The 13,041-nt window shown below is 66.6% G+C and carries 8 protein-coding genes; 4 read left to right on the top strand and 4 right to left on the bottom strand.

The genetic code is table 11. From position 1 onward, the window contains the following. The first annotated feature begins 69 nt into the window (after positions 1 to 69). On the top strand, positions 70 to 1,608 hold the full coding sequence (gene glpK, locus GR702_RS12225; protein WP_160986174.1) for a glycerol kinase GlpK: 1,539 nt from the start codon (positions 70 to 72) through the stop codon (positions 1,606 to 1,608). Between the two features lie 65 nt (positions 1,609 to 1,673). On the opposite strand, the gene GR702_RS12230 is transcribed toward glpK, so the two are convergent. Next, positions 1,674 to 2,990 (bottom strand): sigma-54-dependent transcriptional regulator, encoded by a 1,317-nt coding sequence (locus tag GR702_RS12230; protein WP_160986175.1) that lies wholly within the window; start codon positions 2,988 to 2,990, stop codon positions 1,674 to 1,676. Beyond that, positions 2,987 to 4,693, bottom strand: a complete 1,707-nt coding sequence (locus GR702_RS12235) for a sensor histidine kinase (protein WP_160986176.1) — start codon at positions 4,691 to 4,693, stop codon at positions 2,987 to 2,989. The genes GR702_RS12230 and GR702_RS12235 overlap by 4 nt, the downstream gene beginning before the upstream one ends. Positions 4,694 to 4,923: 230 nt before the next feature. Here GR702_RS12235 and GR702_RS12240 point away from each other — a divergent pair, with 230 nt between their 5' ends. Next, on the top strand, positions 4,924 to 6,249 hold the full coding sequence (locus GR702_RS12240; protein ID WP_160986177.1) for a dicarboxylate/amino acid:cation symporter: 1,326 nt from the start codon (positions 4,924 to 4,926) through the stop codon (positions 6,247 to 6,249). Positions 6,250 to 6,305: 56 nt separating this feature from the next. Next, positions 6,306 to 7,775 carry an alginate export family protein gene (locus GR702_RS12245; protein ID WP_160986178.1) on the top strand — a complete coding sequence of 490 codons (1,470 nt, stop codon included), beginning with the start codon at positions 6,306 to 6,308 and terminating at the stop codon, positions 7,773 to 7,775. A 130-nt stretch (positions 7,776 to 7,905) separates the two neighbouring features. Here the strand turns inward: GR702_RS12245 and GR702_RS12250 are convergent, their stop codons facing one another. Further along, positions 7,906 to 8,961, bottom strand: a complete 1,056-nt coding sequence (locus GR702_RS12250; protein WP_160986179.1) for a tyrosine-protein phosphatase — start codon at positions 8,959 to 8,961, stop codon at positions 7,906 to 7,908. A 17-nt stretch (positions 8,962 to 8,978) separates the two neighbouring features. Then, a complete protein-coding gene (locus GR702_RS12255; RefSeq protein WP_160986180.1) occupies positions 8,979 to 11,576 on the bottom strand; it encodes a TonB-dependent receptor in 2,598 nt (865 codons plus the stop codon). Between the two features lie 184 nt (positions 11,577 to 11,760). On the opposite strand from GR702_RS12255, the gene GR702_RS12260 reads away from it, so the two are divergent. After that, on the top strand, positions 11,761 to 12,957 hold the full coding sequence (locus GR702_RS12260; protein ID WP_272916671.1) for a TetR/AcrR family transcriptional regulator: 1,197 nt from the start codon (positions 11,761 to 11,763) through the stop codon (positions 12,955 to 12,957). Positions 12,958 to 13,041 lie beyond the last annotated feature (84 nt).

The following is a 13,041-nucleotide window of genomic DNA, read 5'->3' on the forward strand; positions in this document are numbered from 1 at the left end:
TCATGCTCTATATGAGTAGTAGATTGGCCTTACCAGCATCAATCTCAACGATTGAGTCAACTGACCACCATGCCACTCGACTTCAACGTGGTCGAACGGACGGGAGAGACGAGAGTGCCAGCAGCTTCGCATGTCCTCGCAATCGATCAGGGCACCACGTCCACCCGCAGCATTGTGTTCGATGCCGAGGGCAAGCCGGTCGCCACTGCCCAGCGCGAGTTCACGCAGCATTATCCGCGCGACGGGTGGGTGGAGCACGATCCCGAGGATATATGGCGCGACGTGCTCGCGACCGTGAAGGAAGCGATCGAGCAGGCGGGCCTCGCCGCCGGCGATCTCGCCGCTATCGGCATCACCAACCAGCGCGAAACGGTCGTCGTCTGGGACAAGACGACCGGCGAACCCGTGCACCGTGCCATCGTCTGGCAGGACCGCCGCACCGCAAGGACCTGCTCCGCCCTGCGCGAAGCGGGCCACGAGGAGCTCGTGCGCCGGAAGACCGGCCTTCTGCTCGATCCTTATTTCTCCGGCACCAAGCTCGCCTGGATCCTCGACGAGGTGGAAGGCGCCCGCGAAAAGGCCGAACGCGGCGAACTCGCATTCGGCACGGTCGACAGCTTCCTGTTGTGGCGATTGACGGGCGGCGCGGTCCACGCGACGGACGTCACCAATGCGGGGCGCACGCTGCTCTACGATATCCATGCCCAGCGATGGGACGAGGAGCTCTGCGCTCTCCTGCGCGTACCGATGGGCATGCTGCCGCAGGTCCATGACAGCAGCCACGTGTTCGGCACAACCACGGCGGATCTCTTCGGCGCGCCCGTCACCATCGGCGGCATCGCGGGCGACCAGCAGGCCGCGCTGTTCGGGCAGGCCTGCTTCGCGCCCGGAACGATCAAGTCGACATATGGCACCGGGTGCTTCATCCTGCTCAACACGGGCGAGGAAGCGGTTGCATCCGATCACGGCCTGCTGACCACTCCCGCATACCGGATCGGCGGGCGCATGACTTACGCGCTGGAAGGGTCGATCTTCGCCGCAGGTGCGGCCATCAAATGGCTGCGGGACGGCATCGGCATCATCACCCATGCCAGCCAGACGAACGACATGGCGACCCGGATCGAAGGAAACCACGGCGTCTACATGGTGCCGGCGTTCGTGGGTCTTGGCGCGCCGCACTGGGACCCCGAAGCGCGCGGGACGATCACCGGCCTCACCTTCGACACCGAACCGGCCCACCTTGCCCGCGCCGCGCTGGAGGCCGTTGCCTACCAGACGCTGGACCTCATCGAGGCGATGGTGGCCGACGGTGGCAGCACGCCCCATGCGGTCTGCATCGACGGGGGCATGGCGGCCAACGAATGGCTGTGCCAGTTCCTGGCCGATATCCTGCAGCTTCCCGTCGAGCGGCCCGAACATCTGGAGACGACTGCTTTGGGCGCGGCCTTTCTGGCGGGGCTGGCGGTGGGCATCTGGCCCGATCTGGCGGCCCTTGCAGCGACCCGGTCCAGCAATCGGCGCTATGTGCCGGCGATGGATGCCGATGTTCGCAGCGGCCTTCTGGAAGGCTGGCGCCGCGCGCTGGGCTCCACCCTCACCCGCAACTGACGCCGCACGGGGTCAGAAGTCGGAGACGGTTTAGAGGCGCGGCGCGGAAGCGCCGTTCCCGTCGGTCAGCGTGCGCCCTTGCGGAGGGCCGGCAAGTCGATCCCGTGCTTGTGCACCTTGTAGTAGAAGGTCTTGCGGGGGATGCCGAGGCGGGCGATCGCCGCGCCGATCTCGCCATTCGCGGCAAGCACGGCGGCCACGATCTCGTCGCGTTCGAAAGCGTCCAGCCGCTGCGGCAGCGTCTCGGCCGGTGCGTCGCCCTCACGGGACGGGTCGGGCGCGGCATCGGCAAGGCCCAGCACGAAGCGTTCGGCATAATGCGCAAGTTCGCGCACGTTGCCGGGCCAGTCGTGGCCGGACAGATGATCGCGCACCGATGCCGTCATTTCGGGCGAGGGCTGGCGCAGCCGTCCCGCTGCGGCACCGGCCAGATGCGCGAACAGGGCGGGGATGTCCTCGCGCCGCTCGCGCAGCGGTGGCATGCGCAGGCGCAGCGCGGCGAGGCGATAGAAAAGGCCGGGCGCGATCTTTTCGGACAGCTCGCCATCGGCATCCGCCCCGCCTGTCGCGATGATCCGAAGGTCGAGCGGGATCGGCTCGCGCACGCCGGAACTGCGAAGCGCCCTTTCCTCCACCAGCGGCACCAGGCGGGCCTGCAATGTGCGCGACGCCTGATCGATATCGTCGAGCAGCAACGTGCCCCGATTGGCCGCCGCGATGCTGCCTTCGCCCCCGGCGGCGAACAGACCATCCTCCAGCGCGTCCGGCAACGCACCGCAGGAGATCGCGAGGAAGCGCTGGCGCGAGCGCTTTCCGGCCCGGTGGATCAGGCGCGCGAACAGCTCCTTGCCGGTACCGGTCTCGCCTTCGATGAACAGGTCCATGTCCGCATTGGCAAGCGCCGGGATCATCTCGCGCAGGCGCCGGATGGCGGGCGATTGCCCGACCAGGCCCGTCATCTCTTCCGCCTGCGCCTCGGCCCGCAGGCGCCGGTTGTCGAGGACCAGACCACGCGCCATGGCCGCGCGGTCGGCCGCGGCGACGAGGGCCTGCGGGTCGAAAGGCTTGGTAAGGAAATCCCACGCGCCCGCCTTCAGGGCGTCCACCGCCATGGTGACATCGCCGTGCCCGGTGACGAGGATGACCGGAAGGTCGCCGTCGCGCTCGTGCAGGGTGCGGAACAGCTCGATGCCCGACATGTGCGGCATGCGCACGTCCGTCACGACGATACCGGGCCATTCGGTGCCGATCGCCTCCAGCGCGGGGGCGGCGGCGGGGAAGGCCTCCACGTTGAAGCCCGCAAGCGTCAGGACCTGTGCGGTGGAAGCCCGCAGATCGTCGTCATCCTCCACCAGCGCCACCAGGCGCGCATCGCCGGTCATGAAGCCCTCCGCAGCGTGATCGCAAAGCATGCGCCCTCATCGGAGGGCACGAGGTTGAGACTGCCGCCGAAATCCTCGGCGATGTCCTTCGCGATGACGAGACCCAGGCCCAGGCCCGAAGGACGGCTGGTGGCAAAGGGCGTGAACAGGCGGCCCGCAAGCTCGGGCGAGATGCCCGGACCGTTGTCGGCCACGATCAGCCGCACCATGTCGCCGTCAACCTCAAGGGTGATGGCAAGTCGGGGGTCCGGCCTGCCGTCCAGCGCCTCGAGCGCGTTCTGCAGCACGTTGACGAGCACCTGCTCCAACCGCACCCGACCGCCAAAGACGGTCAGTCGCGAAGGAATGGCCGGTCGCTCGAAGACGACATGCGAAAGCCGCTCCTTCAGCAGGAGACAGGCCCCGTCGATGACCTCGTCCAGCGCGATCGGCCCGCCCGCGCGTGCACCCTTGCGGGCAAAGCCGCGCAACTCGGCGGTAACGGTGCCGATGCGCTCCGCAAGGCGATCGATCGCCGAAAGGTTGGCGCGCACCTCGTCGCTCGCTCCCATGTCCAGCAGCTGCCGCGAGGTGGCGGCGTAGTTGCGGATCGCAGCGACGGGCTGCGCCGTCTCGTGGGCGACGCTGGCTGTGACCTGGCCGAGCGTCGCCAGCCTGTTCGCCTGCCGCAGCCCTTCGCGCAGTTGCGCCGCATGTTCCTCCGCAGCGGCGCGCTCCTCGATCTCGCGCCGCAGGTCGGCCGTGCGCCCGGCAACGGCTGCCTCGAGCTGGGCCGTCCGTTCGGCGCGCTGCCGCCCGCGCTCGCGCAGGAACAGCGCCAGCCCGGCCAGCGCAAGCGTTGCCAAGGCCGCACCCAGCTGCGCCGCGCGCACAGTCGCGTTCACCTCCCCCATCGCCACCACGAGATTGACCCGCCATCCCGACGCATCGGGCGATGTCGAGGCGAGCAGGTGGTCGCCTGCGATGCCCGGCATCCTGATCCTGCCGCCGCCGCGCAACTCGAATGGAGCCGGACCCAGGGCCGGAACACCGATCGTCCGGCGCTTGGCAGCGCGGCGCTCGGCGCTGAGCGGCCGCGTCGCCGCGTAGCGCCAATCGCGCCGGCTGGTCACGAGGACGACCCCGTCCCGATCCGTCACGAAGGTTTCGCCCCGCCCTTCGCGCCACTGCGTCTCCACGCGGTCGAACTCCATCTTCATCACGACGACGCTCCCGCCTGCGGCACGCCGGGCGAAGAACAGGCCGGGCCTGTGGCTTACGGTGCCGAGTGCGAACTGCTCTCCGGCGCCGGTCCGCATGGCGGCGCGGAAGTAAGGACGGAAGCTGTAGTCCTTGCCGATGAAGCTGCGCGGATCGCGCCAGTTGCTTGCCGCCAGCGTAAGCCCGTCGCCTCGCACGACATAAAGGATCGGCGAGCCGAACTCGCGCGAGAGACGCTCCAGCTTCGCGTTCATCACCGCCTGCGCACCGGGGCGGCGTTCCATCAGGGCGACAAGGTCCCGGTCGTCGCGAAGGCCCAGGGGCAAAAGGCGGAAGCGCGCGACCTCGTTCTCGAGAAGCGCCTGCCGCAGGCGTGCGTCGGCGGCCGCCTGCTCGGCAAAGCGCGCAGTAACGGTGCCGCGTACCGCCAGGCCGACGAGAAAGGCGACAAGCAGCGCCAGAGCCAGCGCGCCGGCAAGCCAGAGGAGAAGCCTGGATCGCATCACGCGACTCCCCTTACCGCACTTCGCGGAATGTGCAAGTTTCTGCACTCCAGCGTCTTCGAGGGGGCAGGAAGCTGGACAACTGGCGTCGGCCAGTGCGGTTAAGTGCTTGAAAAGGGGTCAAGCGGCGAATTTATCAATTCCCTTTGCGCGCACTGCACCTTCGGCGAAATTGCCGCATCCGAGCATGGCCCAGGGCGTTGCCGGAAAAGAGGATGACAGGTCGCACCATGCAGCACGTTTCTACCGATATTCAGTCCCATCCCCGTCCCGGCCGCTGGTACAGCCACCTTTACGTCCAGGTGCTGATCGCCATCACCGCGGGCGTGCTGCTGGGCCATTTCTATCCGACCACGGGTGAATCGCTGAAGCCCATTGGCGACATGTTCATCAAGCTGGTGAAAATGGTCATCGCGCCGGTCATCTTCCTGACCATCGTCACGGGGATCGCCGGCATGCGCGACCTCGGTTCGGTCGGCCGGGTCGCCGCGAAGGCCTTTGCCTACTTCCTGTTCTTCTCGACGCTCGCGCTGATCGTGGGCCTGGTAGTGGCGAACGTCGTGCGCCCCGGCGAGGGGTTCAACATCGACCCCGCCACGCTCGACGCCAGCAAGGTGGTGCAGTATTCGGAGAAGGCGCACGAGACGACGCTGCTCGGCTTCCTCAACGCCATGATCCCCGACACGCTGGTCTCCTCGCTTGCACAGGACAACATCCTGCAGGTGCTGGTGGTGGCGATCCTGTTCGGCATCTCGCTCGCCTCGATCGGCGATCGCGGCGCTCCCGTGCTCTCGCTGCTTGAAGACATCTCGGTGGTCATCTTCAAGCTCGTCTCCATCGTGATGAAGCTGGCCCCTGTCGGCGCATTCGGCGCGATGGCCTTCACCATCGGCAAGTACGGCGTCGGCAGCCTCGCCAACCTCGCCCAGCTGGTGGCCACGTTCTACGCCACCTCGATCCTGTTCGTGCTGGTGGTCCTGGGCGCCGTCGCAAGGCTCTGCGGCTTCTCCATCTTCAAGCTGATCGCCTACCTCAAGGGCGAGCTGCTGCTGGTTCTCGGCACCTCGTCCTCCGAAAGCGCGCTTCCCGCGCTGATCGAGAAGATGGAACGTGCGGGCTGCCCCAAGGCGGTCGTCGGCCTCGTCGTCCCCACCGGCTACAGCTTCAACCTGGACGGCACCAACATCTACATGACGCTGGCCGCGCTGTTCATCGCGCAGGCGTGCAACGTCGACCTGACACTCGGCCAGCAGCTACTGCTTCTGGGTGTCGCCATGCTCTCGTCCAAGGGCGCGGCAGGGGTGACCGGCGCCGGCTTCATCACGCTCGCCGCCACGCTGTCGATCGTGCCTTCGGTGCCGGTCGCCGGCATGGCGCTGATCCTGGGCGTAGACCGCTTCATGTCCGAGTGCCGCAGCCTGACCAACTTCGTCGGCAACGCCGTGGCGACCGTGGTCGTCTCCCGCTGGGAAGGCCGCCTCGACCGTGCAGCGCTTGCCGCGGCGCTCGACGGGCGCGCCTCTCCTGCCGCGGCGCATGCCGTTCCGGCCGAATAATCCCACAACATCAGCAGGCGCGCGTCATCCGGCGCGCGCCGCCCACAGGATCGCCCATGCCTCTCATCCGCTCGCGGCTGCGTGCCGCCACCCTTTCGCTCGCCGTGCTGACGGCCCCCGCCCTCACCCCTGCGGTTGCCCGCGCGGACGAGGCGAAGCCGGCCTACCCGCTCGCGCTGAACGGCGATGCGGCCGTGAAGGACGGCTACTCGCTCTCCCGCTGGGCGGAGGACTGGACGTCGAAAGCGGATCCCGAGAAACGCGACGATCCGCTCGACCGGCTGAAGTACATCCCGCTCGACGATGACGGCGAAGTCTACATCACCCTTTCCGGCGAGCTGCGCCTGCGCGTCAATCACACCACGAACCCGAACCTGCGCGAGGCCGAGGCACAGCGCCAGGACATCAACCGCATCGTCGGCGGCGCCGACCTGCACGTGGGCAAGCACCTGCGCTTCTACGGCGAGATCGCGCATGGCGGCATTGCGGGAGAGAACATCGGCACGCCCACCACTTCGCTGCGCAACGATCTCGTCGTGCAGCAGGCGTTCGTGGAAGGCATGGCGGAAGTGGGCGGCGTGGATGTGGGCCTGCGCTACGGCCGGCAGGAGTTCGTCGATGGACCGAACCTCCTCACCTCGCAGCGGGACAACAACACCATTCGTTACACCCTGAACGGCTGGCGCTTCTATGCCCGCGGATCGAAGCTGCGGTTCGGCGCCTTCGACTTCCGCCCGACCGAGTACGGCAACGGCGGCCTTGGCGACGACCAGCACGATACGGCGCGCCGGTTCTCCGGCGCCACCGTGGGCATGGTGCTGCCCAAGACAATCCTCGGAAGCAAATCGACGCTCGCCTTCGACACGTTCCTGTGGCGGCGCGAGAACGATGTCGGCGCCTGGGGCGGGCGCGTCGGTCCGGCCACGCGCTACTATCTGGGCGGCTGGCTGCGCGGGGACGTGGGACGCGTGAACCTCGACTGGTCGGTGAACCGGCAGTGGGGACACTATATCGATCAGGACATCTCGGCCTGGCAGGCCTTCATCGCCCAGACCTATCGCCTGGGCGAGAGCAAGACCGCGCCGCGCGTGGGCGTGCATCTCGACTATGCGAGCGGCGGCGGCGGCTATGGCGACGGCAAGCTGCGCAACGCTTATGCGCCTTTCGGCAACAACATCTATTTCAGCTACCAGCTGTTCCTCACGCCATCCAACCTCGTCTCGGTATCGCCCAACATCAGCTTCACGCCGTTCAAGAACGCGCGCCTGACGGCCGAATACGAGATGGCCTGGCGTGATACCGCGAGCGACGCGGTCTATCGCGCCAACGGCCAGCCTTTCGCGGGAACGCAGAACGTGGCCGCGCGCAAGGTCGCCAACCTCACCCGCCTGCAGCTTGCATGGAGCATCGCCCCGCGTGTCCAGTTCACCGGCCGCTACGAGCACCTGGAGGCCGGCCCCTCGCTCACCGAGGCGGGCTACCGCAGTTCCGACTTCCTCGCCGGTTGGATCAGCTTCCGTTTCTGATCCCGCGCCCTCGTGAAGCCGCGCGACCTGCCGGGTCGCAGCCATCAGGGAAGCGGGCGCGCGCTTCACGGGCGGCACGCACAGACGGCGAGCAAGGGGGAGCTTCGTAGCGAAGCTCCCCCTTCACACATCAACCCTCCAGCATGTTGTCGCGCAGTTTCGCGATGTCGGCGTCGGTGAAGCCGAGCACCTGCTTCAGGTAGCCTTCCGAGCCGCCATATTCGCTGTCGATGTAAGCGAAGAACTGCACGAGGTGCGACGCGCCGCTCTTGGTGAACAGGGGTTCGGCCTGGTTGCGCTGTTCGGCGCTGCGCGCGAAGTAGTACTGGACGATCGGATTGTCCGGATAGTCTTTCGGATCGACCTTCGGCATCTCGTACTGCGGACGGCGCAGCGCGGTGGACAGGTGATAGTCCTTGACGATGGTATCGCGGTCCACGCCCAGCACGTCGTAGAGCAGGCCCGTGGCGATGCCGGTGCGGTCCTGCCCGGCCGAGCAGTGGTAGAGCACGGCGCCCTCGTCGGCGATGAGACGCTTGAACATCGCGCGATACTGGGGCGCGAGCATCTTTTCCATGCCCTTGTACATGTTCTCGCCGCCGCCCTTGCCGAAGTTCGCCATCAGCGGCTTGAGCGAATAGTCGTTGGCAAGGAACAGCGCGCCGGTCTTGTCGTCCAGCATGTCGGGGGCGACCTGGCGCTCCTCGATGCTGCGCAGGTCGACGACGTTGCCGATCCCCAGCTGGCCGAGAAGCGCATAGTCCGCGTCCGTCAGCAGCGGCATCGCGCCCGAGCGGAACGCCTTGTCCCACTTCACCGTCTTGCCGCTCTTCGTGACATAGCCGCCGATGTCGCGGAAGTTGCTGCCCTGCTGCACCGCGACGACGCGCTCGGCAACGACGGTCTGCTTGCCGCCCTTCCCTTCCAGGATGACATAGCGGCGTTCGCTAGCCGGGATCGCCAGGCGAAGCTTTGCGTCCTTGCTGGCGCTGGCGAAGCGCTGGTCGCGCTTGTCCAGCTTGGGATCGGCGCTGATCCACACGGAAACGGGGCTCGTATCCTCGCGGGCCAGTTCGACGGTCTGCGCATCGACACGCGTAAGCGTCGCCAGTTCACGCGCCAGGGCCGGCGACGCGGCGAGCGCCACGGTCAGTGCGATCAGGGCAGTGGTGGTCTTCTTGTGCATTTTTCAGGTCCTCCCGGTCAGTAGTTGAAGCGGATGCCGAACAGGTAGCGCGCGCCGATCTGCTCGACTTCCGTCGGCGTGGCGGTGGTGCCCTGGTAGGCGATGTACGTTTCGTCGGTCAGGTTGGCGAGATCGGCGAAGAGGGTGAAGTTCTCGGTCAGCGCATAGCGCAGCGAGACGTCGAGGTTCTCGTATCCCTTGCGGTATTCGCCGCTGCCCATGCCGCCCAGCGTGTCGAGCCAGTCGGAGCGCCACTGATAGCTGACGCGGGCCGAGACGCCGTACTTCTCATAAAACAGCGACGCGTTGGCGATCGTGTCCGACATGCCCTGGAACGAGACGTTCTTTTCGGTGGGCGTATCGAAATCGCCATCGAGCAGGGTCAGGTTGCCCTGGAAGCCGAAGCCGTCCAGCGCGCCGGGCAGGAAGTCGAACTGCTTGAGCACGTTGAACTCGACGCCATAGAGCTTGCCGTTGTCGCCGTTGTAGGTGCCCGAAAGCAGGTAGGCCGAGCGGTCGATACCGCCGAAGTCATAGAAGTCCGAACCCACCGGCTGCTGGGTTTGGTAAAGCACGTTGTCGACCGAGCGATAGAACCCGGCGATGGACAGCAGGCCGTTGCCGGGCAGGTACAGCTCGACGCTGGCGTCCGCGCCCCAGGTATACTCGGGCTTGAGGAACGGGTTACCGCCCCCGATCGTGCCCGGGCTGTTGCTGTCGTTGATCGACGCGCCGACCCGGATGGCGCCGTATGCCGGGCGCGACACGCCGCGCTGCCCGGCAAGACGCAGCACCAGGTTGTCCGTGGCCGCATACTTGATGTTGAGGCTGGGGAAGAAGTCGGTCTTGTTGGTGTGGCGCGAAAGACCGGTGTAGCTTCCGCCCGCCAGGACCGAGCCGCTGTTGTCCAGCACGTAGTTCTCGACGCGAACGCCGCCCACCGCGGTCAGCGGTCCGCTTTCCACCTTGGCCATGACATAGCCCGCCAGAGTCTTCTCGCGCTGGAAGTAGCGGTCGGTCGCCGGGATGTTCTTTGCCGGGTCGTAGAGACCCGCGGTTTCCAGCCTGCCGAGGAGACTGTCGATATCGCGGCGCATCGCCACGTTGTCGACGTAGTTGAGGTCGACGCCGAGCGGGAAGCCGGTTTCCCAGGCCCTGTCGCTGACGTAGCTGTTGATGTCGAAGGGCTGGCCAACGCCCGCGCCGCTGGCCAGCATGACCATGTTCGAGATCGACAGCGCGTTGCCCGTGATGTCGCGGTCGATGTAGAGACCACCGGCCGACAGCGTCAGGTCTCCCATCTGCTTGGAAAGGTCGAGCTTGGCGGTGTAGCTTTCCGACACGGTCTTCTGGTGCCCGAGCAGGACGTAGGCGCCCGCATTGTTCAGGCTCGCCTGGTCGAACCCGCCATCGATGCTGACGATCGGGAAGCGCGGATCGGAGTTGTCGTAGCTGAGATCGAGATTGTTCGCACCACTGGTCGAGGCCTGGACGAGCGGCAGGTAAGTGGTGTTTTCCGTCCGCGCGTAGTTCAGCTTGAAGTAGGCGTTGAAGCCGTCGTCCCCTTCGTAGTCGCCGCCGATCGTGCCGATGTAGTTGCGGTTGCGGTATTCACCGAAGTTGAAGCTGCCGCGCAGCGGCACGCCCGTCAGGTTGCCCGAGGAAAGCGAGCGCGTGCCGCCCGTGGCGCGGTCCAGTCGGAACTCGTACTGGTTGCGCTGCTCGTTGTCGTTGAATTCCGAGAAGATGGCCTTGGCATAGATGCGCTTGCCTTCTTCGGGCTGGTACTCCACCCCGGCGAAGAGGCCGTTGTTCCAGCGCTCCAGTTCGTACTGGCGGACGTCGAACTCGGTCGGGCCATTGGCGTCGTAAGCACCCACTTCGCGGTTGTCGGTCACCTGCTTGCGGCGGTAGTGCGAGCCGCCGAGCACGAAGCCGAAGGTGTCGTTCGACCACGAAAGGCGGCCCGAAGCCTGCCGCTGCTCGCCGCCGCCAAGGTCCATCCAGCCATAGCCCACGTCGCCCGAGACGTGCAGCCCGCGCTGCTCCATCGGCGAATAGGTCTTGAGGTCGATCGTGGCGACGACCGCATCGGCCTGCAGGTTCGAGGTGAGCGACTTGTTGACGACCATCTGCGAGAGCAGGACGGCGGGAATGGCATCGAAGCGGAACGCGCGGGTATCGCCGCCTTCGTCGACGCCCGCCATGGGCACGCCGTCGATGCTTACCGAGGTCCACCTGTTCGGGGCGCCGCGCACCTGGATGTAGCGCTCCTGCCCCTGGTCGCGCTGGACGGCGACGGCGGGCAAGCGCGAAAGCGCGGCGGCGGCGTTCTGGTCCGGGAAGCGGCCGACCGCGTCCGAGGCGGCTACGTCGGCAAGGTTGTCGAGAACACGCTTGGCCTCGATAGAATCCTGCTGCGACGAGACGATGGAGCCGGTGACGATGATGTCGCCGCCTTCGGCAACGGATGCATCCTCGGCCGCCGAACCGGCCGCTGCGTCAGCGGGCAGTGCCGCGTCTTCGGCGTGGGCAGTGCCGGCAGCGGAGAAAGCGAACGCCAGGGCGCCGGCAAGCGCGGTCGAACGCAGGAATGTGGACGTATGCAGTGTCACGATGGTTCCCCCATGAAGAAGCTGGGGGGCGACTAGAACGGCTGTATGTACCTTGCGTGACAGTTTTTGCGTCAATCTACCGGAACCCACATTGCGCCACAGCGCTCGATTGAGCGGAACGGCTCTGCTAGGCTGGCCTGCTTCGCGTTGTGCATCTGGACCGCCTGCCTTGAATAAAACCGTCATGAAATCGTCATCCGATCGCTTCATTCGAGCCGTTCACGATCAGTGGGAATCGCACGGAGGCGCCGCGATGTCGGCGCGGCGCATCAGCCTCGCTGCCGATGCACCGGTATCCTCGATCTACCATCACTTTGGATCTCTGGAACAATTGTTTGCTGCAAGCCAGGAGTTCGCTCTGGAACGGGCGCTGTCCTGGCGCGACGATCGGCTGGCGCAGCTTGCGGGGCTTTCCCCCAGCGTTGATGCGCTGCCCGGCCTGTTCGCGGAGATGGCGGACGAGTGGACCAACGCGCAACGTTCGCTCGCCTTCGCATGGCGCGAATGCCAGCTCCTGACCGATAGCAGCCCGCTCCTCCAGCCGCTGGCCGCAAGATGGCACGGGCTGTGGGACGGATTCTGGCAAGAGGCCGGTCAGCGCCTGGGCCTTGGCGAGGGGACGCAGATCGTGCGGCGCGTCTTCGAGAACGAGAGCTTCCTGCACATGATCCGCTGGCGCCGCCTGGTGGACCGCGCCTCGCTCGACGAAATGGCGCGCACGCTGGGCGCCTGGCTGACCCGCGGCCCCGCCCCCGCGACGCCCTGGCGCGATTTCGCCCGCGGCGAGGCCTTGCGCGCCATGCCTCGCCTGCCCCAGCGCGATGAGACGGCCGCCCGGATCGTCATCGCGGCCAGAGAGATCATCGGTGACTGCGGGGTCGCGTCGCTGACCCACCGGGCCGTCGCCGAACGGGCCGGGCTGACCCTCGGCACGGTGTCCCACAAGTTCCCGACCAAGGTTGCCCTGCTGGAAGCCGGGTTCGAGGGTCTTTACGCCGCCAACCTCGAACGGCTGCAGGGTAGCAGCGACAACCCACCAAACGATCACAGCCCGGAGGCAGTGCGCGACACTATGATCGGCATGGTCGACATGATCGGCCGCGTGCGCATCCGCGGTAGCGACGAGTTGTATGTAGCAGTCGCCCGCGATCCCTCGCTCAGCCAGTTCGGGCTGCAGCTGCGCTATCTGCGCGGCCGCAGCTCGGCCGGGACGCTCCGGGCGCTGGCGGGTGGGAAGCGCGCCGTGACGCAGGCAGAGGCCGCCCTGTTCTCCAGCTTCGCCACGTCTCAGATCCGTCAGTTCAGCGGAGCGAAGAGCGCCGACGCTGCGACCGTTATTGGCGGTGAGATCGATATTCTCATCGCCATGCTCACACCGTGACCGGGCGGGAGAGCGGAACAGCGCCTGCATGATCGGCTCTGCAATCGTGCCTTGATCTTCAGCCGGTCCCGCTGGCAAGGAAGG

This window comes from Novosphingobium silvae, from assembly GCF_009856825.1.
Classification (GTDB): Bacteria; Pseudomonadota; Alphaproteobacteria; order Sphingomonadales; family Sphingomonadaceae; genus Novosphingobium; species Novosphingobium silvae.